At 41.1% G+C, this 26,988-nt stretch carries 22 protein-coding genes; 18 read left to right on the top strand and 4 right to left on the bottom strand.

Annotated elements, in window-relative coordinates; translation table 11 throughout:
- Positions 1-153 precede the first annotated feature (153 nt).
- The 10 genes from LCM00_RS20165 (at position 154) to LCM00_RS20120 (ending at position 9,904) form a co-directional block, all read left to right on the top strand.
- Positions 154-2,094: a BglG family transcription antiterminator gene (locus LCM00_RS20165; protein ID WP_224905395.1), complete on the top strand. Its 1,941-nt coding sequence runs from the start codon at positions 154-156 to the stop codon at positions 2,092-2,094.
- 237 nt (positions 2,095-2,331) lie between these two features.
- Positions 2,332-2,637, top strand: a complete 306-nt coding sequence (locus LCM00_RS20160; RefSeq protein ID WP_224905393.1) for a PTS sugar transporter subunit IIB — start codon at positions 2,332-2,334, stop codon at positions 2,635-2,637.
- Between the two features lie 14 nt (positions 2,638-2,651).
- Positions 2,652-4,001: a PTS cellobiose transporter subunit IIC gene (gene celB, locus LCM00_RS20155; protein WP_224905391.1), complete on the top strand. Its 1,350-nt coding sequence runs from the start codon at positions 2,652-2,654 to the stop codon at positions 3,999-4,001.
- Between the two features lie 16 nt (positions 4,002-4,017).
- Positions 4,018-4,761, top strand: a complete 744-nt coding sequence (gene chbG, locus LCM00_RS20150; RefSeq protein ID WP_224905390.1) for a chitin disaccharide deacetylase — start codon at positions 4,018-4,020, stop codon at positions 4,759-4,761.
- A 141-nt stretch (positions 4,762-4,902) separates the two neighbouring features.
- Complete coding sequence (locus LCM00_RS20145) at positions 4,903-5,217, top strand: PTS sugar transporter subunit IIB (protein ID WP_224905388.1); 315 nt, start codon at positions 4,903-4,905, stop codon at positions 5,215-5,217.
- A gap of 81 nt (positions 5,218-5,298) precedes the next feature.
- Entirely contained in the window at positions 5,299-5,628 is a 330-nt protein-coding gene (locus tag LCM00_RS20140) for a PTS lactose/cellobiose transporter subunit IIA (protein WP_148975580.1), read from the top strand.
- The gene (locus LCM00_RS20135; protein WP_224905386.1) at positions 5,625-6,953 is read left to right on the top strand and encodes a 6-phospho-beta-glucosidase; all 1,329 of its coding nucleotides are present in this window, start codon (positions 5,625-5,627) and stop codon (positions 6,951-6,953) included. Before LCM00_RS20140 ends, LCM00_RS20135 begins: the two co-directional genes overlap by 4 nt.
- A gap of 209 nt (positions 6,954-7,162) precedes the next feature.
- Positions 7,163-8,080 carry a LysR family transcriptional regulator gene (locus LCM00_RS20130; protein WP_224905384.1) on the top strand — a complete coding sequence of 306 codons (918 nt, stop codon included), beginning with the start codon at positions 7,163-7,165 and terminating at the stop codon, positions 8,078-8,080.
- Between the two features lie 149 nt (positions 8,081-8,229).
- Complete coding sequence (locus LCM00_RS20125; protein WP_224905382.1) at positions 8,230-9,333, top strand: 5-methyltetrahydropteroyltriglutamate--homocysteine S-methyltransferase; 1,104 nt, start codon at positions 8,230-8,232, stop codon at positions 9,331-9,333.
- 130 nt (positions 9,334-9,463) lie between these two features.
- The gene (locus LCM00_RS20120; RefSeq protein WP_224905380.1) at positions 9,464-9,904 is read left to right on the top strand and encodes a cell wall hydrolase; all 441 of its coding nucleotides are present in this window, start codon (positions 9,464-9,466) and stop codon (positions 9,902-9,904) included.
- Positions 9,905-9,984: 80 nt separating this feature from the next.
- Here the strand turns inward: LCM00_RS20120 and LCM00_RS20115 are convergent, their stop codons facing one another.
- From LCM00_RS20115 to LCM00_RS20105, 3 genes are all read right to left on the bottom strand, one after another.
- Positions 9,985-13,029 carry an FIMAH domain-containing protein gene (locus LCM00_RS20115; RefSeq protein WP_224905378.1) on the bottom strand — a complete coding sequence of 1,015 codons (3,045 nt, stop codon included), beginning with the start codon at positions 13,027-13,029 and terminating at the stop codon, positions 9,985-9,987.
- A 263-nt stretch (positions 13,030-13,292) separates the two neighbouring features.
- Positions 13,293-14,885: an FAD-dependent oxidoreductase gene (locus LCM00_RS20110; protein WP_224905376.1), complete on the bottom strand. Its 1,593-nt coding sequence runs from the start codon at positions 14,883-14,885 to the stop codon at positions 13,293-13,295.
- 195 nt (positions 14,886-15,080) lie between these two features.
- Complete coding sequence (locus tag LCM00_RS20105) at positions 15,081-15,710, bottom strand: YesL family protein (RefSeq protein WP_224905374.1); 630 nt, start codon at positions 15,708-15,710, stop codon at positions 15,081-15,083.
- Positions 15,711-16,061: 351 nt separating this feature from the next.
- Here LCM00_RS20105 and LCM00_RS20100 point away from each other — a divergent pair, with 351 nt between their 5' ends.
- The 4 genes from LCM00_RS20100 to LCM00_RS20085 all read left to right on the top strand — a co-directional run bounded on the left by LCM00_RS20100 (position 16,062) and on the right by LCM00_RS20085 (position 20,178).
- The gene (locus LCM00_RS20100; RefSeq protein WP_224905372.1) at positions 16,062-17,327 is read left to right on the top strand and encodes a sugar ABC transporter substrate-binding protein; all 1,266 of its coding nucleotides are present in this window, start codon (positions 16,062-16,064) and stop codon (positions 17,325-17,327) included.
- Positions 17,328-17,496: 169 nt separating this feature from the next.
- Positions 17,497-18,411: a carbohydrate ABC transporter permease gene (locus tag LCM00_RS20095; protein ID WP_224905370.1), complete on the top strand. Its 915-nt coding sequence runs from the start codon at positions 17,497-17,499 to the stop codon at positions 18,409-18,411.
- A gap of 33 nt (positions 18,412-18,444) precedes the next feature.
- Positions 18,445-19,251, top strand: coding sequence for a carbohydrate ABC transporter permease (locus LCM00_RS20090; protein WP_224905368.1), 807 nt, complete (start codon positions 18,445-18,447; stop codon positions 19,249-19,251).
- A gap of 27 nt (positions 19,252-19,278) precedes the next feature.
- Entirely contained in the window at positions 19,279-20,178 is a 900-nt protein-coding gene (locus LCM00_RS20085) for a Gfo/Idh/MocA family protein (RefSeq protein WP_224905366.1), read from the top strand.
- A gap of 66 nt (positions 20,179-20,244) precedes the next feature.
- Here LCM00_RS20085 and LCM00_RS20080 read toward each other — a convergent pair whose 3' ends face one another.
- Positions 20,245-21,615 (bottom strand): hypothetical protein, encoded by a 1,371-nt coding sequence (locus LCM00_RS20080; RefSeq protein WP_224905364.1) that lies wholly within the window; start codon positions 21,613-21,615, stop codon positions 20,245-20,247.
- Positions 21,616-21,817: 202 nt separating this feature from the next.
- On the opposite strand from LCM00_RS20080, the gene LCM00_RS20075 reads away from it, so the two are divergent.
- The 4 genes from LCM00_RS20075 (at position 21,818) to LCM00_RS20060 (ending at position 26,951) form a co-directional block, all read left to right on the top strand.
- Positions 21,818-22,834 carry an NAD-dependent epimerase/dehydratase family protein gene (locus tag LCM00_RS20075; RefSeq protein ID WP_224905362.1) on the top strand — a complete coding sequence of 339 codons (1,017 nt, stop codon included), beginning with the start codon at positions 21,818-21,820 and terminating at the stop codon, positions 22,832-22,834.
- Positions 22,834-23,889 (top strand): dihydrodipicolinate synthase family protein, encoded by a 1,056-nt coding sequence (locus tag LCM00_RS20070; RefSeq protein WP_224905360.1) that lies wholly within the window; start codon positions 22,834-22,836, stop codon positions 23,887-23,889. The genes LCM00_RS20075 and LCM00_RS20070 overlap by 1 nt, the downstream gene beginning before the upstream one ends.
- Before the next feature lie 18 nt (positions 23,890-23,907).
- Positions 23,908-24,909 carry a zinc-dependent alcohol dehydrogenase gene (locus tag LCM00_RS20065; protein WP_224905359.1) on the top strand — a complete coding sequence of 334 codons (1,002 nt, stop codon included), beginning with the start codon at positions 23,908-23,910 and terminating at the stop codon, positions 24,907-24,909.
- A 161-nt stretch (positions 24,910-25,070) separates the two neighbouring features.
- Positions 25,071-26,951 carry a beta-N-acetylhexosaminidase gene (locus tag LCM00_RS20060; protein ID WP_224905357.1) on the top strand — a complete coding sequence of 627 codons (1,881 nt, stop codon included), beginning with the start codon at positions 25,071-25,073 and terminating at the stop codon, positions 26,949-26,951.
- Positions 26,952-26,988 lie beyond the last annotated feature (37 nt).

Here is a 26,988-nt window from a genome sequence, read left to right as displayed (position 1 = left end):
AGATTTTTATTTTTTTATAAATGTTTAAAGTAAACTATTTTCTAATAAAATGGCAAATTAAATTATCTGATAATTAAGATAACTTAACATTCCTTATTAGTCTTAAAACGCGAACTATAAATGAAATCACTGTTTGGTGGGGGAGGAATTAGAATGCTGAATGCCCGAATGAGCAGTATTCTAAAAGCTTTAATAGAGACAGATGATGTTATCACAAGCGAATACTTGGCAAATATCATACAGGTTACTTCCCGTACAATTAGGAACACGATTAAAGAGTTAAATCTGCTGCTTGCTGAAAATGGAGCTGAAATTAAATCGGTCCGCGGAACAGGATATAAATTGACTGTTGGGGATGATGCCAAATTTCAGAATTTGCTGGCTCAAGTTGCAGGTGAAGATTCATTAAAAAGCGGGCATATACCAAACCTTCCGGAAGAACGTGTCCAGTTTCTGATCAAGCGGCTCCTTTTTGCTGATAAATATGTAAAACTGGATGACCTGGCTGAAGAATTATTTATTAGCAAATCATCCATTCAAAATGATTTAAGAGAGGCCAAAAGGATTTTACAGCAGTATGGGATAGAAGTTGAGAAGCGGCCGAATTATGGTCTCAAGTTAAAGGGAGATGAAGTTAAACTTCGCTTTTGCATGTCCCAGTATATATACAATCGTGAAAGAACGGTTCTTGACATATTTGAAAGCCGCATATCTATTCTTCCAAAAGAAGAAGTGCAGCTCATCCGAAAAATTATTCTTGATCAAGTCAGGGTAAACCATATATCACTTTCCGATATGGGCCTGAATAACTTGATCACTCATATTGCCATTGCTTGCTGCAGAATACGAAGTGAAAAATATGTAATGATAGTCCCGAAGGACATGCAGGAAATAATAAACCAAAAGGAGTATATGGTAGCTTCTGAAATAGTCCAGGGAATAAACAAGCATCTATGCGTAGAGTTTCCGGAATCAGAAATTGTTTATATAGCCATTCATTTAATGGGAATCAGAATGATTGCTCATTTAAATTTGGATGAAACAGAAATACGCAGTTTTGTTGATGAGGAAGTCTTTAATCTGGCTAAAAAGATACTGAGTATGATTGAACAAAAGCTAAAGCTGGGGATTAAAAGTGATAAGGAACTGTTTGTTAGTATGTGTTTGCATCTAAAGCCGGCATTAAATCGGTTCCGCTTCGGCATGAACATCCGGAACCCGATGCTGGATGCGATAAAATCCAACTATCCGGTAGCCTTTCAGGCAGGCCTCCTGGCTGGAATTTGTATTAAAGAAGAACTTGGATACCAAATTGGTGAAAGCGAGGTCGCCTATCTGGCTCTTCACTTTGGAGCGGCGATGGAGAGAGTCAAGGCAAATCATTCAGTCAAACGCTGTCTGATTGTCTGTGCTTCAGGTGTTGGCAGCGCACGGCTTTTATATCATAAGCTGGAGTCCCAATTTGGTTCCAGGCTTGAGCTGGCAGGCACAACAGAATATTATAAGATAAATGAAATTCCGCTGGAAACGATCGATTTTATTGTCAGTACAGTTCCCATTACCTGTGAATTCCCCGTCCCGGTCATTCAGGTAAACACAATACTTGGAGGGACTGATTTATTAAAGATTGAAAAAGTATTGGAGGATCATACCGAACAGTCTTTTGCTTATACAAGAAAAGAGCTGGTTTTCCTTCAGAAGGAATTCGAAACAAAGGAAGAAGTATTAAAGTTTTTAGCAAATGAGTTAATAGATCTAGGTTTGACTGATGAACACTTTTTGCCAGCTGTTTTGGAAAGGGAGGAAGTTTCACCCACTTGCTTTGGAAATTTGGTTGCCATACCCCATCCAGTCATGCCGCGAACTGATGAAACCTTCTGGGCCATATGCACACTCCAGAAACCTGTCGGCTGGGATGATAAGCGGGTCCAATTTGTTTGTTTGCTATGTGTCAGAAAAAACAGTAAAGAAGACTTAGTCAATATGTACAAGCTACTGATAGAAGTGGTAGAGGACAGTACTCTGGTACAGCAATTACTAAAGTGTAAAACCTATAAAGAGTTTATATCTGTTTTTCTGAGCAAAAAAGAATAAATAAAGTTCCGCCATGCTATTTAATTCAGCATGGTGTTTTTATTTTGAAAACAGGAGAACTGACTAAAGAGACTTGCTCCAAAATTTACATTACGGAAGAAATTAAAATAATCTGAATTATCTAACATATTTTTTCCGTTATCCAACGGAAAAAGTGTAAGTGTAAATGGAAGCGTTTTCAATTTATGATTAAAGTACGAGCAAGGAGATTCCACTTAAAAAAGGGGTGATAAAGTGGTGAACATATTGCTGTGCTGTTCAGCCGGGATGTCTACAAGTCTGCTAGTTACAAAGATGGAGAAAAGTGCATTTCAACAAGGTAAAGAATATACAATTTGGGCCGTTTCAATCGATGCGGTGCACCATCATATTGACAGGGCGGATGTTCTGCTTCTAGGGCCTCAAGTGCGTTTTATGCTTCCTCAATTGAAGAAGCTGGGTGAAGAAAAAAAGATCCCGGTTGACGTAATTAATATCGTTCACTATGGCACATGCAATGGTACCGAAGTATTAAGCTTTGCAGAAAAATTAGTAAATAAATAGGGGGAGTGAGTTTAATGAGCAAAATGAATGATTTCCTTGAAAATAAGGTAATGCCTGTTGCAGGCAGGGTAGCGGGCCAGCGCCATCTTCAGGCACTGCGTGATGGAATAATCCTGACTATGCCGTTGATTATTGTTGGTTCATTGTTCCTGATTCTCGGTTTCTTGCCTATTCCTGGCTATGCCGATTTCATGGCAAATACATTCGGCGATCAGTGGCTGACCAAGCTGATGTACCCAGTGGGTGCGACCTTCGATATTATGGCCTTAATTGCCGCCTTTGGCATAGCTTACCGCCTTGCTGAAAAATATGGAGTGGATGCGCTTTCTGCAGGCGCAATTTCTGTTGCGGCCTTTTTATTGGCAACTCCGTACCAGGTCTCCTTTACTCCGGATGGTGCTTCAGAAGCAGTACTTGTAGGCGGAGCGATCCCGGCCGCTTTAATGGGAAGCAAGGGACTTTTTGTAGCTATGCTTATTGCCATGCTTTCTACAGAGATCTACCGTTTTATCATCCAGAAAAATATTATTATCAAAATGCCTGACGGCGTACCGCCTGCTGTCAGCAAATCATTCGTTGCACTTATTCCAGGTTTTATAGTTATCGCGGTAATTTGGGTTCTTCGCCTGCTGGTAGAGCAGACCGATTTTCAGAGCTTGCATAATATCATTGGCGAAGTGCTGGGAAAACCACTTGGCATTCTGGGCGGAAGTTTGATTGGCAGCCTGGTTGCAGTATTTCTTGTACAGCTTTTATGGTCATGTGGATTACATGGAGCTTCCATTGTTGGAGGGGTAATGGGGCCAATTTGGCTGTCAGCAATGGATGCAAACCGCCTGGCGTTCCAGGGAGGCGAAACTTTGCCAAATATATTCACACAGCAATTTTTCGATATCTTTGTATATATAGGAGGAAGCGGCGCAACTTTAGCATTGGTGCTTGCGATGATTTTGAGGGCACGGAGCAAACAGATGAAGCAACTGGGCCGTTTAGCTATCGGGCCGGGACTGTTCAATATTAACGAACCTGTTGTATTTGGAATGCCGATAGTGATGAACCCTATTTTGATCGTTCCATTTATACTTACACCGCTTGTAATGGTCTTAACCACCTATATTGGCATGAGCACAGGTTTGGTCGCAAAACCGGCAGGAATTGCGGTTCCATGGACAATGCCTCCCATTATCGGGGGATATTTGGCAGCAGGAGGAAAGATGTCAGGAGCTGTCCTGCAACTAATAAACTTTGCCTTAGCGTTTACCATCTATTATCCATTCTTCCGCATCTGGGATAAACAAAAGCTCGTTGAAGAAGGCGGTTTTCAGCCTCCCGTCGATGCCAATAAAAAAGTTGCAAACATGTAAGGAGCTGAATGAATGAATGACTAAGTTAATCATCAATGCCGATGATTTTGGCTACTCTAAAGGAGTTAATCTGGGAATTATTGAAGCCCATCAAAATGGTGTTGTTACTTCGACTACATTAATGGCAAATATGCCTGGAGCACAACACGCTGCCGACCTGGCGAAGAAAAACCCTGGACTGGGAGTGGGTATCCATTTCGTGTTGACCTGCGGAAGGCCTGTAAGCAATGAAGCGGCATCGCTTGTAAACAGTAAAGGGGAGTTTAACAGGATATCTGAAATAAAGGAGCTCGGAAAGGCAGAGGAAATTGAACTTGAATTAAGAAGCCAATTTGAAAAGTTCATTTCTTTTAACATAATACCCACTCATATTGACAGCCATCATCATGTGCATTCACTTCCCAATGTGTATCCCGCTGTAGAAAAGATAGCAAGGGAAAACCAATTGCCGATTAGAAAAGTAAGTTCAGATCCAAATCCATTGCAGCCTGTCCAATATTTTAATCATGAATTTTATGGAGATCAGCTGACGACTGAGTATTTAATCGGACTGCTGGATAAAGCCCTTCCATATGAAACTGCAGAGTTAATGACACATCCCGCTTTTGTTGATGAACAGGTCTATGCTGGCAGTTCATATGCTTTACAGCGTGTCAGAGAACTAACCATATTAACCGACCCTGCTGTCCAGGAGGCCATTGCTGAAAGAGGCATTGATCTTATAACCTTTAGGGAGGTTTCGATTAAGTCCGTGGTTTGAAAGGGCTGAACAGGTTCCTGGGCTGTATAGTTCGGAGCCTGTTTAGATGATTTTTTTGCAAGATAATCCCATCTTATTTTTTGTAATATTCTAACAATAAACAATTATCACTAAGAGAACAAATTAGGGAGGAATAAGAGGATGAATATTTTGTTATGCTGCGCAGCAGGAATGTCTACAAGCTTATTGGTGACTAAAATGGAAACAGCAGCTAAAAGCCAGGGCATTGAGGCTAAGATTTGGGCGGAAGGGGCAGATGCAGTTAAACGGCATATTGACAGCGCAGATGTGTTGCTCCTTGGTCCGCAGGTGCGCTATTTGATGCCTCAAATGAAAAAGCTATGCGAGGAAAAAAATATACCTGTAGATTCTATCAACCCTGTTCATTATGGAATGTGCAATGGTCCGGAAGTCTTAAAGGCAGCTATTGATCTGATCAACGGTCAAAAGGGATAGTTTCATATAGTTCTTCATGCGCATGAAAAGGTAGTATGACTCTTTTTTATAAAAATCTTAGAAGGAAGTGATGTTTTCTTTATGGCTAGCATCGAAGAGACAATCTTTCAGATCATCCTTCATGGCGGCAATGGCAAAAGCTCTGCTATGGAAGCAATTGCTGCTGCCAAGAGCGGGGACATTGCTGGTGCAAGAAAAAAAATAGAGGAAGCTGCTAATGAGTTAAATAGCGCGCATCTAATCCAAACATCTTTGATCCAAAGAGAAGTGAGAGGAGAAAGTACAGAGATTACTTTGTTAATGGTGCATGCTCAGGACCATCTTATGAATGCTATTACAATAAAAGACATGGCAGGCGAATTTGTAGACTTGTATGAGCACGTAAACTTATCCGGAGGTGTGAATGCATGAAAAAAGGTTTAAAAATCGCTACCATTGGCGGGGGATCAAGTTATACCCCTGAGTTAGTTGAAGGTTTTATTAAGAGGTATAATGAATTGCCGGTAAGTGAGCTCTGGCTGGTTGACGTAGAAGCCGGGAAAGAGAAGCTTGAGATTGTAGGAAATCTCGCTAAACGAATGGTTCAAAAGGCAGGGCTCCCTATTGAAGTTCATTTGACGCTTGATCGTAAAGAAGCTTTGAAGGAAGCAGATTTTGTAACAACACAATTTCGTGTAGGTTTGTTGGATGCACGGGCAAAGGATGAAAGAATCCCTTTAAAATATGGAGTGCTGGGGCAAGAGACAAACGGTCCTGGAGGATTGTTTAAGGGATTGCGGACAATACCGGTTATTTTAGATATTTGCAGAGATATGGAAGAGCTGTGCCCTGATGCCTGGCTGATTAACTTTACAAATCCTGCAGGAATGGTAACTGAAGCAGTGCTCCGCTATTCTAATATAAAAAAGGTAGTAGGCCTATGCAATGTACCTATAGGAATGGAAATGGGAATTGCTAAATTGCTTGATGTGGAACATTCCCGGATCCGGATCGATTTTGCGGGACTGAATCACATGGTATATGGTCTTGATGTGTACCTGGATGGGGAGAGTGTGAAAGAAAAAGTGATAAACCTTCTCACAGATCCGCAGAACAGCAGTTTTGTAAAAAATGTACAGGGACTAGGATGGGAACCATCTTTTCTTAAAGCCTTAAATGTTCTTCCATGTCCATATCATTTGTATTATTACAAAACGAGGGAAATGGTTGAGAAGGACCTGAAAAATTCAGAGATGGAAGGCACCCGTGCAGAAGTGGTTCAAAAACTTGAAAATGACCTTTTTGAACTTTACAAGGATCCCAATCTGGACATTAAGCCGCCGCAGCTTGAGAAACGGGGAGGAGCATACTATTCTGATGCAGCTGTCCGTTTGATTTCTTCTATGTTCAATGACAAACGTGATATCCAGCCTGTCAATACATTGAATAATGGAGTAATAGCGAGCATTCCTGATGATTCAGCAGTCGAGGTAAGCTGCATTATTACTAAGGACGGCCCTAGACCTATTGTCATGGGCGACCTCCCTGTGCCGGTCCGCGGATTGGTCCAGCAGATTAAATCTTTTGAACGAATCGCTGCAGAGGCTGCTGTTACTGGTGATTATGACAAAGCTGTCCTGGCACTGACAATCAATCCTTTAGTGGCATCTGACAAGCTTGCAAAGCAGATTGTCGACGAAATGCTTGAAGCCCACAAAGAACATCTGCCGCAGTTTTTTAATAAGGTAGAAGCATAGAATACATAAGAATCTGGCTGACAGGGCTGGATTCTTTTTTTTTGCTTCAAGGCCAGTGTAAGAAGTATTTATTCGCAAGAAGGATTCAATGGATTATTGCTGTAGAATGCCTTATAATCTTCTGAAACACCAGCTGGACATAATGGAGGATTGTGCACCACATATAATATATCTTTAAAGCAGAAAAACTCTTTGTAAAGGAAGTAACCATGACACTACAACAGCTAAAATACGTAATCGAAGTAGCCAGAAGCCGCTCGATCAATAAAGCGGCACAAAGGCTTTTTATCAGCCAGCCCAGTCTTTCGAATGCACTGAAAGAGCTGGAGGAAGAAGTAGGTATCACGATTTTTTCGCGTTCCAATAAAGGGATTTTGATCACTCCTGAAGGGTCGGAATTTCTTGGCTATGCCAGGCAGGTGGTTGAGCAGGCGGAGCTTCTGGAGAATCGGTATACGAATGCGCGTTCTCCGCAGCAGCATTTTTCTGTTTCTGCCCAGCACTATGCCTTTGCGGTCAGTGCGTTTGTCCGCCTGTTAAAAGAATATGATCCGGAGGAATATGAATTCAGTCTGCGGGAAACGAAGACCTATGAAATCATTGATGATGTGAAAAATCTGCGCAGTGAGATCGGCATTTTGTATGTGAATGAATTTAATAGAAATGTGATTTATAAGTTCTTGAGGGAAGGAAGCCTGGAGTTTCATGAGCTGTTTGAAGCAGATCCCCATATATTTATCAGCTCCACAAATCCGCTTGCTGAAAAGAATTATGTCACTTTACCTGATTTGGATCCGTATCCATATCTTTCTTATGAGCAGGGAGACTATAATTCCTTCTACTTTTCCGAGGAGATACTCAGCACCCTTTCAAGGCCGAAGAATATCCGGGTGACGGATCGCGCTACTTTGTTTAACCTGCTGATTGGTTTGGATGGCTATACTATTTCAACAGGTGTCATCAGCCATAAATTAAACAGCAAGGATATTATTGCCGTTCCATTAAAAGTGGATGAGAAGATTAATGTTGGTTATATAACGCATAAAAACGTGACAAACAGCCCGCTTGCAAATATCTATATCCAATACCTAAAAGAAAGCATAAAAGAAGAGCTTGGCGGGTTATAGCTTTAAGCTATAACAAGGCATAGCGACATTGTGTTACGTTATAAGAATTTCCCTGTGCTACACTTACTTTAATTAAAACAAGCCAACTTCCAGGGCAGCATTTTTTTAAAAGATAAGAGCCTTCGAATTTTGGGGAGAGGGAGTTCACTATGACTAAAACACTTGTTAAAGCACCATTCAGAGCAGATCATGTAGGAAGCTTATTGCGTCCCGAGAGGATCCATAAGAGCAGGAAGGAATTCCAGGAAGGCACGATTACAGCCCAGGAGCTTCATGCGATTGAAACAGAAGAAATTAAAAAGATTGTGGACAAGCAAATCGAGGTCGGCCTTCAGGCTGTCACAGACGGGGAATTCCGCCGCAGGTTCTGGCATACCGATTTCCTTGAGCATTTGAATGGGGTAGAGGGCTATGTGCCGGATCATGGCTTTGCCTTCAAAGGGGAAGAAACGGAAAGATACGATGTCCGGGTCACAGGAAAAATTTCATTCAATCAAGATCACCCGCATGTTAAAGACTTTATCGAATTTAAAGAAATTGTCGGTGACCGTGCGGTTGCAAAGCAGACCATCCCGAGCCCGAACCAGCTGTTTAACGCAGGCATCCGCAACCTTGACATTTATCCGGATGTTGAAGAATATGCGAACGATATTATCCAGACTTACAAGGATAGCATCCAAGCATTCTATGATGCAGGCTGCCGCTACCTTCAATTTGATGATGTATACATCACCGGCCTGAATGCGCCGGAGATTCCTTTCAATGACAGCGGCTATTCACGTGAGGAATTGATCAGCCTGGCATTAAGAGTTGTGAACGGTGTGCTCGAGGATAAACCGGAGGATCTGACTGTAACCACTCACCTTTGCCGCGGGAACTACCGCTCGAAGTGGGCATTCGAAGGCAGCTATGCCAAGATTGCGCCTGTATTATTTGCCAAGGAAAAGGTAAACGGATTTTTCCTGGAATATGATGATGACCGTTCCGGCGATTTCGGTCCTCTGGAGTTTGTTCCAACTGGCGGCCCGTTGGTGGTGCTGGGTGTATTCACGTCCAAGCATGGCACTCTGGAAGACAAAGAAAATATCAAAGCGCGCGTTGAAGAAGCCACAAAATATCTGCCGCTGGAGCAATTATGCATCAGCCCGCAATGCGGATTCGCTTCTACCCATCACGGCAATATCCTGACAGAGGAAGAGCAGTGGGCGAAGCTGAAGTATATTGTAGATATTTCTAAGGAGATTTGGGGATAAAATATTTAGCGGACAGCTCTTGGCGGCTGTTCGCTTTTTTCGTACTGATTATAAAAAGGACATCCCCATTCCACAAACACTAACATTCAAACAGGCCATCCCATCATACACTGTCATGGAGGTGAGAAATATGCCACGAGTGAATTACCGAAGTGCTGACGTGGACCTGATGGCCAGGATGATGCGGGCAGAGGCAGAAGGGGAAGGCAAGCAGGGGATGCTGTATGTAGGAAATGTAATTGTGAACCGTCTTTTAGCCAATTGTTTGGACTTTAAGGATTTGAGATCTGTTCGGGATGTCATTTTTCAGGTGCAGGGCGGGAATTTTTCTTTTGAAGCTGTCCAAAAGGGGAATGTGTTTTATCAAAGGGCAAGAGAAGCGGAGAGAAGATTAGCCAGACAGAATCTTGATTATTGGAGACAGCATCCGGGGAAATATGCTCTCTGGTATTTTAATCCTTACGCCCCTTGTCCTCCTACCTGGTATGATCAGCCATTTGCCGGCCAGTTCAAGAATCATTGTTATTATGAACCGAAGGCAGGGACTTGTGAGGCTGTTTATAGTGGTTAAAAAAGAAGGATCCGGATCTCAAAATTGTAGGGCGGCCATAAAGTCAGATTCATTCCGGCTTTATGGCCGCCTGTTTTTTGTTAACCTTTAAAAGAATGCTCTATAGAATCTGCATTAGTGTGCAGGATCTTTTTAACAGCTTCATCTATACTGCTTTTGTTCAGATGTTTTCGATATTCTTCAAGATGCTTTATAGCTTGCTTTAAGTTTCCTTTCCTGTAATGATGGTCAGCTTGTTTTAACGAGTTTGTCAGCTGCTTAGAAAGGGGGTGTGGAAGAACACCTTCTTCTTCTAATCCAAGTATTTGACTGAATAAGCTCTCGGCAGTTGCTTGAATTGTGATAGTAATTTTATTAGTGATCACTTTTTCGCCATTATAGGAGACCTCTGCAAATATCTCTACTGTTCCTGCATTGGCTGCATGCACCATTCCTTCTTTAATGGTTGCAGCCACTGGATTGGATGTAAACCACTTAATCTCCGCACCGGCGAGATTGATTTCATTTCCATTTGAGAGGGTGACGGATAGCTCCAGCTGCTGCTGACTTCCTTGAATAATCACGTTATTTTCTGCGGATAAGGCACCTTTTTCTAATTTAACAGGCAATTGATATAAATTATGGTCTGCCGTATAGTATATATTTCCTTCATTGTCTACATCCATTAGTTGGACAGTTCCTGTAACCAATTGTTTGCTTTTCATAGTATCAGGGTCTATGACCGTTAACTTGCGGCCAGCTGTTGTGTAAAGATACCCATTATTATCCCAGCGAAGGAAAAATGGCCGCCATTGGCTTCCACGGTTTTCACCCTTATAAAGTTGTGTGCTTTTTATAACTTCTCTGCTTTTGGGGTCCATTGCAAATACAACAGAGTTATATTGACCTTTTTCATCTAATCCCCAAGCGATTCCCCAGACTTTCCCGTCAGGGCCAATAGATAGCTCGCCAATCATTTCCGGCTTTGCCAGCCCCTCTACATTAAGTTCAAAGACTTCATGCTTTTCTGTTTTCACATCATATTGGAACATTTTGGCGGTCGTCTCAGTAGGCTCTATCCCCAACCCGCCTGATATTGTTGATCCGCCAAACACGACCCCATTTTGGTAGGCTAAGCCAATAATAGCTTGATTTTTAATAATGTTACGGATTGTTTTCCATTCTTGATTGACAGAATCATAAATAGTAAAGGCACCGCCTAACTTTCCGTAATCAGGTATTGTTCCTGTGAATAGCTTATTATCCCCTGATGTAAAAGTAAAAGGCCTGCTTTGGTCATCACCCATATCATAAACCATTTCCGGATTATCCCCATTACTGCCATTAGAATATTTAAATGGCAAGTCAGGGTCAAATTTAAAGATTCTGGCACCGCCATACGTTCCCAAATAGACATCGCCATTCAGAAAGCCTATTCCTTCAATTTGGTGAGGGTCACGTTCATGTAGCGTGAATTTATCTATAGATGTATCAAAAATGCCAAAGGAACCTTGATAGCCACCCATGTATATCCTCTGGTCCTCCCCAATTTCCAGGCTTTGCATCAGCAAGCCTTGCATATCCACTTCAGGATATTTTACTTCAAGCGTTTTCTCTGCAGGATCAAAGAGGGAATATTCAATCTGGTGATGAAGAATTGCCAGCACGTCTTTGCCGTTCTCATCCTTAATCCAGCGGATTGCTTTAGCAGGAGAAGCTGGCAGCTGTATGGCAGGTTCCACTTTTGATGTTTCATGCGTTCTCATATCATATGTCCATAACTGCTGTGTGTTTTTGTTAATATAATAAATTAAATTTTCGTTATATGGAGAGGGAGGGGATATTAAACCGTCAAATGCATTTTCATCCTGCCAGCCCATAGTTTTTTTAACTTCTCCAGTTGTTTTATCTATAGTGACCATAGATGTTCCGTAGGCAACAAAAATATTGCTGCCATATTCCCATATATTTGATATTTGGGTAGAGGTGCCGGTAATCGGTGTGGTGATTTCAGTTCTCTCTCCTGTTTCCAAGTTCATTTTCATAAGGTAGGCAGTGGTGCCTGTTCCAACATATAGATTTTCATTAGTTATTCCGAGCCCTCTTGCATATTGCTGCCCGTCATAAAACGTACCTAAGTCAGTGAATTCACCACTGGCTATATCAAACTTAAAAACCTTTGCATTTGGATATGTTGCACCATAGATGACCCCATCGTGCGAAGCTTCCAGCTGCCAGACCCAATTGTCAGAAGGGTTTTTTCCCAGTTGTTCAATCCGCTGCTCTTTAACCAAGTATCTGTAAAGGATGCCATTTTGAGTACCGGCAAAATAAACATTGCCATCCGAACCGATAACCATCCCCCATATGACATCATTCCCGGGCAGGCTTTGAGAGAATATCTTTTTGCCGGTAAGAGCGTTTGCAGCATAGAAGGTTGAAGGTGAGCCGTTAGTAGCGTAATATAATTCACCCTCACCAATGGCTACGCCTTGTGACTTTGCAGCAAGCGCAGCCGGACCGTGATTAATGGTTTCTCCATATTTTATTGGAAATTCCAGTACGTCTGATTCTAATTCGAATAGTTTAATATCATCATAATACCCTTTCATTTTAGCTGTCGAGGCTTGATAGATAAAAATCTTTAAAGCTTTGGCACCAGCTGGGGCTGTCGCTTTAATATCAACACTTTTCCATTCGTTAAAAGAGCTGATATCGAAATATTGCGGGGTGTCAGACATAATCTTTCCTTGCTCATTTATCCAGCGAAGCCAAATTCCTGGCCTTCCTTTTAATTCTTCAACATAAATCTTTGCAGAAAGTTGATATTTACTTCCTTCTTTTATTGATATTTCCTGGCTGAACAAACCAACTACTCCAGTGTTTTGCACTGACAGACTTTGATTGCCTGTATTTACGACTTCCTTTGATACCGACATACCCGAACGATATCCGCCAGTCCAATAATCCCATGATGGAATCACTGATGTGGAGGAAGATGCGGTTTCAAAATCACCATTTGGAACCAAGAGCTCCTTGCCTATTCCATCATCAGCAGAAATTGGAAGGGGAGTAATGGAGAGAGAAGTTAAAAATAATAGAATAGTAAGCAAAATACACAAGAAATTTTTATTCAAATACTTCATTGGGGAGTACCCTCCTATAATCTTTATATAGATACAAGATAAAGAATCTCTTGATCCTCAAGAGTAAGCTTTATAAGTGTTCACCTCCAATTTTTGGATATTAAATAGAAGTTAATACAGATAGAGTTTAGAAAATTCTGAATTAATATAAGGATATATAAAGTGCCTTGTCTTTAAAACGTCTAAAATTGGGGGCTCTTTCAGCGGATTGCTAATAAAAATCATAATAGGCCACCATAAAAAATGGTGGCCTTTGTCAACTTTTATTCTTTACCAAATGTCGATTCCATACGTTGGACTGGGTCATCCTCGATTGTCTCATCCCACTCAAGAACCTGCCCATATTTGACAAGCTCCTCTTTTAAGAGTTCATATGGAACTGCTTGAACCGCTGAACCCATTCGCAGAGCTAGAGCTGCAGCTGCGCCGGCAGATTGCCCGAGTATCATGAAGACTGGCTCCATCCTGATTGATCCATAGGCAATATGGGAACTGGATAAACAAACAGGAACAAGTAAATTTGTACATTCCTTTGATTTCGGAAGGATTGAACGATATGAGATTGGGTAGGGGGAAATCGGAATTTCCACATCACCTTCATTGTAAACTCTGCCGTCTATGACCATTCGTCTGCAATGGTGCGAGTCCATCTGATAGGAGGCAAGGCCGATTGAATCTGTCACCAAGGCTTCGCCCAGGCAATTATGGTCAGTCATTATATAGTCTGATATCATTCTTCTTGCTTCCCGGATGTAAAGCTGATGTGGCCAGTTACCGGTATCTGTAAATTCGTCACGGGCCAGTCCCCATTTCCTTACTTCATCTTTTATGCCTTGAGGAACCTCATCATCATTAGCCAAAAAGTACAGCATGCCAAGATTATATACAAAATGATCCTGAAATATTTTTTCCCGGGTATCATAGCTTCCTTCAGGCCATTCATAATTCCGGCCAATATTATCAGTGGAGAATCCTCCATAGTTATTCAAGTCTGTTTTTTCGTTTGGGAGCATAGTATGCAGATTCATGGCATCCCATACCCCTGCCTTTATATAACGCAGCAATAGCTTGAAACGATCCCTGCTGTATGAAGGCGGTTTTGGAAATGGAATTAGGTTTTTCCTGTTTTTTGTCAGGCAGATACGGAAATTGTAAGCCTGTATCCGATGGTCGCCTTGTCCTTGATATCCTATAGTGTCAGGATTGTTTTCTGTGATTCCTTGAAGAAAACCGCTAGATGGATCACCTTCAACGATATATGGATCGACCCATTTTTCAAATTGATGATGCGGGTGGCCGAATTGGATCCCATTATATGTTTCTTTGTAAGTGGCGTTTGACTCTCTTCCTACAAAGTAAGAAACATTAGATTTAGCCATCAGGTCGCCTTCGTAGCTGGCATCTATGAAATAACTTCCTTTGTATACAGTCCCGTCCTCCATGATAGCTTCAGTAATTCTTTTGCCTATAATTTTTACTGCCTCTAAATGCTGGTTGTAAAATACCTCAATTTTGTATTTATTTATCCAATCTTCAAATACAGATTTAGCTGCCTGTGGTTCGAAGGTCCATTGTTCATCAGTGTTGTAGTAATTCCCCAACTCACGGAAAAACTCCCTTGATAATCCTCCAATCGCTTCCTTTGCCCCACAATCAGAAGCACCCAGTCCACTTGCAGTAATCCCTCCAATATGCTGTCCGAATTCAGCAATCACCACTGAGGCGCCCATCTTTTTTGCTTGTATAGCTGCTGTAATGCCGGAAGGAGTTGCACCATATACAATAACATCACTTTTCACTACTTCGGCAGACAGTTTTGGGAGGGGCTTATAATAATAAAGCTTACTGAAATCCATCTATTAACCTCCTTGGCAGGGAATCCACGATACTCTGAAGAAGAATAGAGTATAACTTTAACCGCACTCGGCGAATCAGTGGAATTTATACTAAAGTCTAAAAGAAAAAAGTGATTTTTCAAGACTATAATGGGTCTTTAAATCCTCGGATTTTTAAAATTCTTTTATAAAAGGAGTGCCAATCGTTTGGCACTCCTAAGATGAGGGACTGTTAATCATATTTTTGCGGGCTGCTATTTTCCGCAGGGCTCGATTGCTGCACCAGGTTATTAATAATGCCAGTACGCTTCCGGGAAATAAAGGAATGATGCCTGGTATTAACCTCACTGTTACGATAACCCCCATCACTGTAACGAATAAAAGTACTGTTTCAACTATACATGTTGCCCCGATGAGGAATGATTGCTTGATATACTGAAAAAACTTTAAATCAAATTGATTGTAAACAGGGAAGAAGTAGAGAAGTGTCATAGTATAAGAAAGAGCCGCGCAGATAATTAGCGGTAGTAATAATTGCAGGTTAATGCCATTTAAGTGTAAGAATAAAAAGTCATAAACTAAAATATAGCCAATTACAATAAAAAACAAGCCAAATTTATTAAGGGTGAAAAATTCTTTTTTATAAGTATTCCAAAACGCAGAAAAAATCTTTTCCATCGGCTCTTTCTGCAGCCATTTACGTGTAATGGCAAACATGGCACCAGTGGATGGAAACAAACCAAATAGGCCCAAACCTAAAAAAGTAAAGCCGATCCAAAGGATATTTAAGTAGGCTGCCTTTAGCATCCAAATTGAAAAGAGATTGAACTTTTCCCAACCACCCAAGAAGTTTCCCCCATTCCCTTTCAGTTACAAATATTGAGAAAAATTTACATAAAGTAGAAATTTATTGTATGTATTATAACACGGTTTTGGTAACAGGGGCTTGAATTTAGATAAGTACATAAGAGGGAACAAGCAGGCAAATAAGTTTTTTGATAATTTAGAATTAAAGACCTTTTATAGACTTGTCACAATATTAAGAAAAAAATAAAATGGATTTAATAAGTTTATTTGATTCATTGTTACCGCTTTCATGGCTCATAAAGCAATTTCAAGGAGGGATCAGAAACAGATTTGGATTAAAGTTGAAAAAGGTGATAGCTTTTCAATCCAATAATCGGGGGGTATTTTTAAATGAAAAAGAAAAAAATATGGTTTTTGGCTCTTTTGATGACATTCTGCCTGGTAATGGCAGGGTGCAATAATGAAACTGGAACAACATCTGATGAAAAATCTGACGGCAAATTAGGCGGAGAGATCACTGTCTGGGTTCATCCTTATACAGGTGATGCCAAGAAAGAAGAAGAAATGTGGAAAGAAATCGTTGCAAATTACAATAAAGACTTTCCTGATGTAAAAGTGAATATTGAGACGATCCCCTGGTCTAACCGTGACCAAAAAGTCCTTACAGCATTAGCAGCCAATAATGGACCGGATGTGTTCTATGCCATTCCTGACCAAATGCCGCAATATGCTGATGCAGGAATGCTGTTAGAATTGGATCCTTATTTGGAAGATAGTGACCTAGAAGGATTTGTTGAGTCTTCCTTGGTATCAACAACATGGAAGGATAAAAAATATGGGCTCCCAATTTTACAAGAAGCTTATACATTCTTCTATAACCTGGATGTTGTTAAGGCGATTGGGGAAGACCCATCCAAGCTTCCGGCAACATGGGATGAGTTTGAAGATTGGGCTGCTAAGGCAAAAGCAAAAGATTTCTATGCATTGTCTTATGCTGGCGGAGGTTCCATGAATGGTACGATCTATCCATGGATCTGGCAGGCTGGCGGAGATGTTGTGACTGAAGATAACAAAGTACTTATCAATAGCGATAAGAGTGTCAAAGCCTTCGAAATGGTAAACAATATGTATAAGAATAAATATATTCCTGAAGACTCAGTAACAGCAAGCAACCACAATGAACTGTGGTTCGGCGGGAAAATACTGGCGATTCTTGGATCCGGAATTGATATTACCATGCTTCAAAAAGAGGGAAAATTCGATTTTGCTATTGCGCCTCCTTTAAAAAATGAAGAGCAATTAACCTACGGAACTACAGGAATGTTCACAGTGCCATCTAACAGTGATAATCCTGATGCGGCAGCGGAATTTGTAAAAGCTGTCACGAATGCAGATAATCAGCGGATATTCAACACTGTAACCCAGTACATCCCAACTCAGGAAGAAGCAAAAGATATCTTTGATTCTAACGAATATATGAACCAGTTATCCGGATATACCCAATATGCGCTCCCGGGAGTCATCCACCCAAAAGGCCGGGCAATCATGCCATTTATCCAGGCAGAGGTGCAATCAATGATGGCAGGAGAGAAGACTCCTCAGGAAGCAGCAGACGCAGCGGCTGAGCAGATCGAAGCAGAACTGGCTAAGCCGTAGAATTATAGTCATAGCATAGAGGGTTTTATTCCATTGCGGATAAAGCTCTCTATTGCTTAATAGCATAGTTCCATGAATTGGGCAATTATTCTCATGACCTCAGCTGTCTGCCTATTAAAAATTGAAATTAGGTGATTCCTTGGAAAAGATCTTAGCAAATGATAGCAAGATGCCAATCATAGCCAAGAAGCCTCTGGTAAAAAGAATAAAGGATGAATGGAGGAAGAATGCTCTTGTTTATATTATTCTCGTACCCATCCTCATCCATTTTCTTATCTTTCAGGTTTTCCCGTTTGTTTACAGCTTTATTTTGACTTTCCTGAATTACCGTATAATCGGTACTTCTGAATTTGTAGGGCTGCAAAATTGGAAGCAGTTATTCCAGGACAAAATAGCATGGAAATCCATATGGAATACAGTTTTATTTTCATTTTATTATATTGCGCCAACAATGGCGTTAGGACTGATCCTTGCACTCGTTCTGAAATCCGGGGTCAGGTTCACAAAATTTTTTAAAGGTATTTTCTTCCTTCCGGTCGTCACTTCATTCGTTGTTGTGGCTGGCATTTGGGAATGGCTTTTTTCAGGGACAGATTCCGGCTTTATTAATTATTTGCTTGGTTTTTTTGGTGTAGATACCCAATTATTTCTTTCTGATTCTTCACAGGCTCTCATTGTATTAGCTGGTTTAAGCATTTTCAAAGTATCTGGAAGCACCATGATTTATTATTTTGCCGGGCTGCAGTCAATACCTAAAGATATGTATGAAGCAGCAAAAATTGATGGAGCTTCTGCTCTGAAATCATTTTGGATGATTACATTCCCATTGTTGAAACCAATCCATTTTTATGTGCTGATCATTACAACGATTGGTTCCTTCCAAATCTTTGACTCTGCATTTTTGTTAACGAATGGGGGACCGAATTTCTCAACCAGTACAATCGTTTATTACCTATATTCGATCGGCTTTACAAATTTGAACTTCAGCTATGCGGCGGTATTATCTTATGTACTATTTATCATCATCTTAATTATATCGCTTATTCAGAGGAAATATTTTGGTAATGATCAAAGCATTTATTAACAGCAGTGTGGCAGTAAGGGGGATGAATCCGTTTTGGGAAAAAAGACACTGAAGTATTTATTGACATTCTTTCTGGCTTTTTGTTTCCTGCTTCCTTTTTTAATCATGGTCTTGAGTTCATTTAAAGTAACAACTTTCGCTGCTTTGGATCCCTTGTTTTGGATCCCGACAGATCCTTCATGGAGCAACTTTGCCTACCTGTTCAGGAATGACAATTTTCTTCGCTGGATCATAAACTCTATTATTGTGACGGTAATACCAGTTTTTTCTCAAATGTTCTTTGCCGGGATACTGGGTTATATTTTTGCCAGAAAGCAATTCATTGGAAGGGAAGTTATATTCTGGACGTTCATGGCGGTCATTATGATTCCATCCCAATTATTAATCATTCCGAAATTCATCATGTTCTCTAAGTTTGGCTGGATAAATGAATATCAAGCATTAATTGTTCCGGAATTGTGGGCGATCATGGGAGTTTTTCTGGTCCGTCAATTTATGCAGGGAATTCCTATGGAACTTGATGAGGCAGCCCGGATGGATGGGGCCAATGATCTTCAGGTATTCCGCAAGGTTTATATGCCATTGGCATTCCCGGCAATTGCAACTGTAGGGACTTTTGCTTTTGTAAGCAACTGGAATGATCTTTTTCAGCCATTGATTTATATGACAAATGAAAAAATGTACCCTATTACAGTAGGGCTCGCCTCAACTTTAAACAAAGAAGGAAATTTCGGGATTGAAATGGCAGGAGCTACAATATCCTTTATTCCAACCTTTCTGATATTCCTTTTCTTCCAGAAATATTTTACAGAGGGCATCCAGTTATCAGGGTTAAAATAAGTCTTCAAACCTGGAGGAATAGACTATATGGCCACACTTAACATAGGTATGATCGGACTGGATACTTCCCATGCTGCTATATTCACAAGACTGCTGAATGACCCTACGGACCCATTTCATGTTGGAGGGGCTAAAGTGGTCATAGCCAGCCCGGTCGGATCACCGGACTTTGACTTAAGTTCATCTCGTATAGAAGGGATTACAAAGGAAGTTGCAGCTTATGATGTAGAGATAGTTAAAACTATTGAAGAGGTGGCAGAAAAGTGCGATGCCATATTGGTTGAGTCTGTAGATGGAAGGGCTCATTTAGAGCAGGTGAGAAGACTTGCTCCTTTTCATAAGCCGCTTTTCATTGATAAGCCATTTTGTTTAAGTGCAGCGGATGCAGCCAGAATGATAGAGATAGCAGAGCAGAATCAGGCTCCAATTATGAGTGCTTCTGCATTGCGTTTTGCTGATGCGCTGCAGAAGTCCCTGGCTGCTTTGGAAAAAAGTAAAATCACCGGGGCAGACTGCTTTGGCCCCATGGAAATGGCTGTGACTCAGCCAGGGTACTTCTGGTACGGAATCCATGCCATTGAAATGCTTTATGCCATTTTAGGGAGAGGTATGCATCATGTTACAGCTGTAAGCAATAGAGATCATGATCTGATTGCGGCCCAATGGGAAAATGAAAGAATCGGTACGGTTAGGGGAAATAGAAGGGGCAATTACACATTTGGAGCGGTTATACACCATGAGCAAGGAAGTGAATATATCTTGATTGATTCATCTGCAAAGCCTTTCTATGCAAGTCTTTTGGAGCATATTATTCATTTCTTCTCTACTGGAAAAACAGCTGTCCCTTTGGAAGAAACCCTTGAAATTATCCGTTTTATCGAAGCAGCGAATAAGAGCAGGGAGACAGGAATGAAGATTTTTCTGTAAAAGGATCTGGGGTAGGAAAAGGATTCAGCAGCGATAAATATGCAGCTTCCTCCTTTTGTAACTCTTTTACCAGTTTTCTTTCTGATGCTCATCGATAATGAAGCTGAGGGAATAAATGCGTCTTGGCCTTCCTTTATAAGTGATTTTTTCTTCTCCAGCAATATCTACCAGGTTGGCATCCATCCATTTTAGCAGAATCCGGTGAGCGCTTCGGATAGTGATATTTAGCGTATCGGCCAATTCCTGTGCTGTGTAATCGTATTTCTTGTGCCGTGCTACACGAGCCATCAGTTTAGTCATATATGCTGCTGACATTCCGGCTTTTTCAGCTTTTTCAAGCAATTCGGCATCAGTAATGGAAAGGTCATATTTTTCATATTGAGTGTCTGTGATTATATCAACCGGGCCAATGACACTTTGATCTTCACGGACTATATAGCAGACGTTCCCATTCAATTCTTTTGATTGGCGCAGTGCAAGCCTGGCATGATTGCCTGCTTCCGCTGCGGAACGGCCAAAACCGACTCCTATGCTGATTGTAACTCCAAGCTGGCTCTTGACTGAATTAAGCAGCGGTATATATTTATACCCGCGTGTTTCTCTCTCAAAGATACCGCGCGTTGTGATGAATGAAAATTCCTCTCCTCCTGAATTGATTAAATGTCCATCCAGGAGTTTTGTATAATTCAACATGATTTGCTGGAACTTCAGCTTAAATAATTGCACCTCATGTTCTGTCGTATATTTCTCTGTAGCTTTATCAAACTTATCAATGTCGATGATACCGAACACTATTTGAGATTCTTTATTTTTCCTTGCTTCCGTTGCCAGCAATGCCCTTTCAAGTGAAACCATTAAATCTTGATAGGTTGGTGTCACCCACTCGTTGGGAACTTTCAGTAGAGTGAGCTGCAGGGAAACTTCAAGAATACCGGTAATTGCAATGGAGTCGAATTTTTCATGGTTTTCTTGGTGAAAAGCAATAATTGATTCAATTGAATCAGGCTGATCATAATCAGGCAAATAAGATTTCCATTCATATTTGTCTGCTTTTAATTCAAAGAGGATTCTTTGGATATATTTTTCTTCTACGGTATCAATAGAAAAGTGATTAAATTCATTATGCGTCTTAATTAGGAATAAAGAGCGGTAAAGACCTGTTCCCATAAGCGGTACATATTGAGCCGGAATCGGAAAATTTACAAGCTGCTTAGCTTTAGAGTAGCATGGAAACTCGGTGAAAAGCAGGACTTCCACTTGCGAAATCAGTGAAGACAATATTCCTTGTTCAATCGTTGAAGATGTTGCTTCGAGAAAGACCGGCTTGAAATTCGGGAAAGCTTCCAATGCTTTTAACATTTCCTTCTTTAAGGCATCGGGACCTACAATGCCAATGATAATTTCCGTCCCGTAATCAATAAAATGGCTGTTTTTCATATTTTTCACTCCATTAAAAGACTTTATAAAGAAATGTCTTTAATTATGATAATACTAGATTAGGTTTAATTTTTGTAATTGTCAAATTATTTAGAGGGCTAGCGTTCATTAAAAGACCTTTAAGTGACTTGTCTTTTATTAAAGCCCTCTATAGAATTAAAATAATTCTAAATTATCTGTAAAAATAGGAGGCATTGGAAAAATGCGAACAATCGAAGAATTAGAGGATTTTATGACTGAACCAAGTAAACAGTTAGTCAAAGATATAGAGCAGGTTGATGGAGACATCATGATTTTGGGTGTTAGCGGTAAGATGGGGCCAACGCTGGCAAAGATGGCAAAAAGAGCAGTAGACCAATCTGGTATTGAGAAAAAAGTAATTGGGGTTGCAAGATTTTCCGAAAAAGGTTTACAGGAAGAATTAGAGAGCTTGGGCATTGAGACAATCAGGGCAGACCTTTTAAAGGAAGACGATCTCAGCAGCCTTCCATATGCCAAAAATATAATCTATATGGCGGGAACCAAGTTTGGAACTGTCGGCAATGAGCATTATACATGGGCAATGAACGCTTATCTCCCTGGAAGAGTTGCTGAAAAATTCAAAGACTCACGCATTGTTTCTTTCTCAACAGGTAATGTGTATCCATTCACGAACGTTGCAAGCAATGATTGTACAGAGGATATCCCGCCAAACCCGGTAGGCGAGTATGCACAGTCATGTCTGGGCAGAGAAAGGATTCTTACGTATTTCTCAAAGAAGTATGATACTCCGATGGTGATTTTTCGATTGAATTATAGCATTGATCTTCGCTATGGTGTGCTTCTTGAAATTGCAAAGCAGGTTTATCAAGAAAAGCAAATCGATCTGACCATGGGGAATGTAAATGTCATTTGGCAGGGGGATGCAAATGAATATGCCATACGCTCGTTATTGCATACAAATCATCCTCCTAAAATAGTAAATGCCACCGGACCGGAAACTTTATCAATAAAATGGCTGGCAAAGGAGTTTGGTAAACGGATGGGCAAGGAACCTTCATTCATTCACTCGGAAAGTCCGACTGCCTTACTGAATAATGCTTCAAATGCTCATAAATTATTCGGCTATCCTAAGGTAACCGTCCAGCAGATGATTGATCTGATTGCAGACTGGGTGGTTAAAGGAGGTCATACCATCAACAAACCGACTCATTTTCAAGAAAGAGAAGGTGCTTTTTAATGCTGAAGGAAGCTGTTAAAAGAAAGCTTTATTCAGGAACAATGATTCCGGCTCATCCACTTGCTTTAACAGAAAACAGACAGCTGGATGAAGTTAGCCAGAGGGCCTTAACCCGCTATTATATTGATGCCGGAGTGGGAGGAATAGCCGTCGGGGTCCATACCACTCAGTTCGAAATTCGCGATTCAAGGTTTGGCCTCTATGAAAAAGTGCTTGCCATAGCCCTGGAAGAAACAAAGCGGGCCAATGTGCCCGATGATTTTATAAAGGTGGCGGGTATTTGCGGAGAGACAGAAGAAGCGATTAACGAAGCAAAGTACAGTAAATCGATAGGCTATGATTTAGGTCTCTTAAGTATGGGCGGGCTGGATCATTTGTCTGAGGACGAACTGCTGGAGCGGGCTGAAAGAGTCGGGGAAATCATCCCCTTATTCGGTTTTTATTTACAGCCGGCTGTAGGAGGAAGGGTGTTTTCATTTAATTTTTGGGAGCGCTTCGCCTCCCTTTCTAATGTTTTTGCGATAAAAATTGCACCTTTTGATCGGTATTGTTCAATTGATGTAGTCCGGGCGGTTTGCCATTCTGCCCGCAACAAGGAAATCGCTTTATATACAGGAAATGATGATAATATCGTAAATGATCTCACAGCCAATTATGAATTTAATGTAGAAGGGCAGAAGGTTCAGAAGCAAATTGTCGGCGGCTTGCTTGGACATTGGTCTGTCTGGACAAAACAGGCAGTTGAAATATATGAACAAGTAAAAAAAACACAGACAGAGTCCATGATACCCAAGGAACTGCTCACCTTGGGACAACAGATAACAGAAGCCAATGCAGCAATTTTTGATGCTAAGAACAGATTTAAAGGAAGCATTGCAGGAATAAACGAGATATTATCCAGGCAAGGGTTATTGAAAGGAAACTGGTGTTTGTCTGAACGAGAAGTATTAAGTCCAGGCCAGGCAGAAGAACTGGATCGTATATATGCCAGCTATCCGCATTTGCATGATGACGAATTCGTTAAAGCAAATCTATCTAAATGGCTGAGAGAATAATTGGGGAGGCTGTCCCGGATGAAGAGGATCGTAGCACGCAACAAGCAAGTGGAAATTATTGATGAAGCAGTGCCAAGTATTGAGGCAAAACCGTCTTATGTGCTGATTAAAACATTATATTCCGTCATTTCACCCGGCACCGAACTGACGATACTATCTAATAGTGAAGATAAACAAGTTCACCTTGGCTATAGCGCAGTCGGAGAAGTAGTCGAGTGTGGAGAAGAGATTACCAGTATGAAAAAAGGAGATTTGGTAGCCTGCTATGGCGCGCCCTATGTTCATCATGATGAGTATCTGCTCGTTCCGAAAACCCTTTGTGCCTTGGTGCCGGAAACAGTCGATCCTAAAGAAGCAGCGTTAGGCGGTTTAGGTGCGATTGCAATTCATGCACTCAGAATCGCCGGACTCCAATTTGGAGAGACGGCCGTAATCGTCGGGTTAGGTGTACTTGGTCAGTTGATTGCTCAAATTGCACATGCAGCAGCATATAATGTCATTGCGTATGATCTGCAGGAAAGCCGGGTCGAAATGCTGCAGCAGGAAAATATCAAAGCATATCCATCAGCTGAGGAAATGGAAGAAGCGATACAGGCTGAAACAGATGGCCGGGGAGCTGATGCCGTCCTATTATGTACGGGGGGAAAACATTCTCCACTTACTCATGAATGCCTGAAATGGATACGTGTTAAAGGGAAAGCGGTCATTGTAGGAGATATCGAACCGGATTTCCCGAGAAGCTTAATGTTTGCAAAAGAAGCACAGCTGCTGATATCCAGAGCGGGTGGACCGGGGAGATATGATGCAGTCTATGAACAGGAGGCAATTGATTATCCTTATGAATATGTTCGCTGGACGGAAGGAAGGAATATAGGGGAATACATCAGATTAGTCCATGAAAGGCGCATTAATGTTCAACCCTTCATATCAAAAGTCATTGAGGCCGATCATGCAGCTGGAGAATTTAACAAGTTATTGGATAAGAATTCTACTACCTTGACGGCATTAATACGATACTAATCTAAAGAGGCAGCGAAAGCCTTTCGAGTGAGAGTACCAGAATTCGGCCGGAATCCATTACTGGTTTAATAGAGTGAGGTCTTGGTCTTTTATTCTTGTTATTTAGCCAAATCCTTTTTTGTTTAGAGGGTTACCTTAATAAGAAAAGAGGTGTTGTCTGTATGCAAATTAATTTGACAGGAGACACAGTTGCAATAATAGCAGGCCTGGAATCTTTGGCTGATCAGCTGGATATTCAATTACATAATGATGGATATCCTATTGAAGTTAAACAAAGGGTTGGTCCGATTACCTTCAGCAATAATGGCGGGAAAGGTGAAATATGCTTTCAGGAAAAAATTCATTTCTTTCGGGCCATCGGGCTTTGGATAGAGCAATATCAGAAGAATGGTGAATTCAGTCTTTCAGAGCAGCCGCAATTTCAAACCAGCGGGGTCATGCTGGATGTATCCCGAAACGCAGTTTTAAAGGTTGAAGAAGTACAAAAACTGTTAAAGCTTATGGCAATTATGGGGCTGAATGTCGCAATGCTTTATACCGAGGATACCTACGAGGTCCCTGATTATCCTTATTTTGGTTATATGCGAGGCAGATATACGGAGGAAGAGCTGCGGCATTGTGATGAATATGCGGATATATTTGGAATTGAAATGATACCCTGCATTCAAACTCTCGGGCATTTGGCAATGGCTTTAAAATGGGGCTATGCACAGGAAATCAGGGATACTAATGATATTATACTGGCTGGTAATCCTAAGACCTATCAATTTATCGAAAGTATGATGGCTGCAGCTTCACGTCCATTTAAGTCCAAGCGGATCCATGTAGGAATGGATGAGGCGCATCAGCTTGGTCTGGGCCATTTTTTAAAACAAAATGGGTATAAGAATCGTTTTGATATTATGAACCAGCACCTGCAGGAAGTAGTTTCAATCGCAGATCGTCTAGGCTTGAGCCCTATGATCTGGAGTGATATGTACTTTCGCTTAGGCTCTAAGGATGGAGAATATTATGATCCTGCCGCATGCATTCCCGAAGAAGCAGCCAAGTCCATCCCTGCCAATGTTCAACTGGTTTATTGGGATTACTATCATGATGATGAAGAGTTTTACAGAAGCTTCATTAAAAAGCATACAGAGCTGGGAAGGAATACGGTGTTTGCTGGCGGTGCATGGACTTGGAATGGAATCGCTCCCAATTACGGCAGGGCTTTTAAAACAACAGAATCGGCTTTATCAGCCTGCAAAAAGGAAGGGATTCAAGAAATCTTTACAACATTATGGGGTGACAATGGTGCGGAAACCCCACTTACAGCAGCATTGCCAGTCATGCAGCTTTTTGCTGAACATACCTACAAAAAAACAGTTGATATGGAGCGGATCAGAGAACGTTTTCTATTTTGTACGGGCTGTTATTTAGATGATTTCCTTCTATTAAACAGTCTTGATGAAACGCCAGGTGTCATGGCAAATAATCTTTACTCTTCAAACGCTTCAAAATTTTTATTATGGCAGGATGTATTAATTGGACTATTCGATGAAAACATCAAGGGGCTGGAAATGAATGAACACTACAAAAATCTTGTACCTATGCTTAAAGCAGCAAAAGATAGAAATCCAGGGGCATCAGAAATATTTGGATTTTATGAACAGCTTGCTGTCTTGCTGAGTCTGAAGTCAGAAATCGGAATCCAGGTAAAGTCAGCCTATGATCAGGGAGATAAGTCTGCTATGGCTGGTCTTTCAGAAACTATCCAAAAGCTGATAAATATAGCGGAAACCTTGCATGCTTTACACAGATCCATATGGTTTTCATTGAATAAGCCGTTTGGCTGGGAAATAATCGAGCTTCGTTATGGCGGCCTTGCAGCGCGGCTGAAAACAGCACGCTTCCGCATTCAGCAGTGGCTGGAAGGCGAGATTAATAAAATCGAAGAGTTGGAGGAAACCAGACTGAAGCATGATGGCCCTAATGGAATCCCCGAAGGATCCTTAGGCAATCATTTCTATTACCGTATTGTGACAGCGGGAAGCATGAACTGAATTGACGGCAATTCGTTCCATTGCTTTTGTTTGACGG

Source organism: Bacillus infantis (genome assembly GCF_020171945.1).
Taxonomy (GTDB): Bacteria; Bacillota; Bacilli; order Bacillales; family Cytobacillaceae; genus Bacillus_AB; species Bacillus_AB infantis_A.
This window is presented reverse-complemented; position numbering and strand designations above follow the sequence as displayed.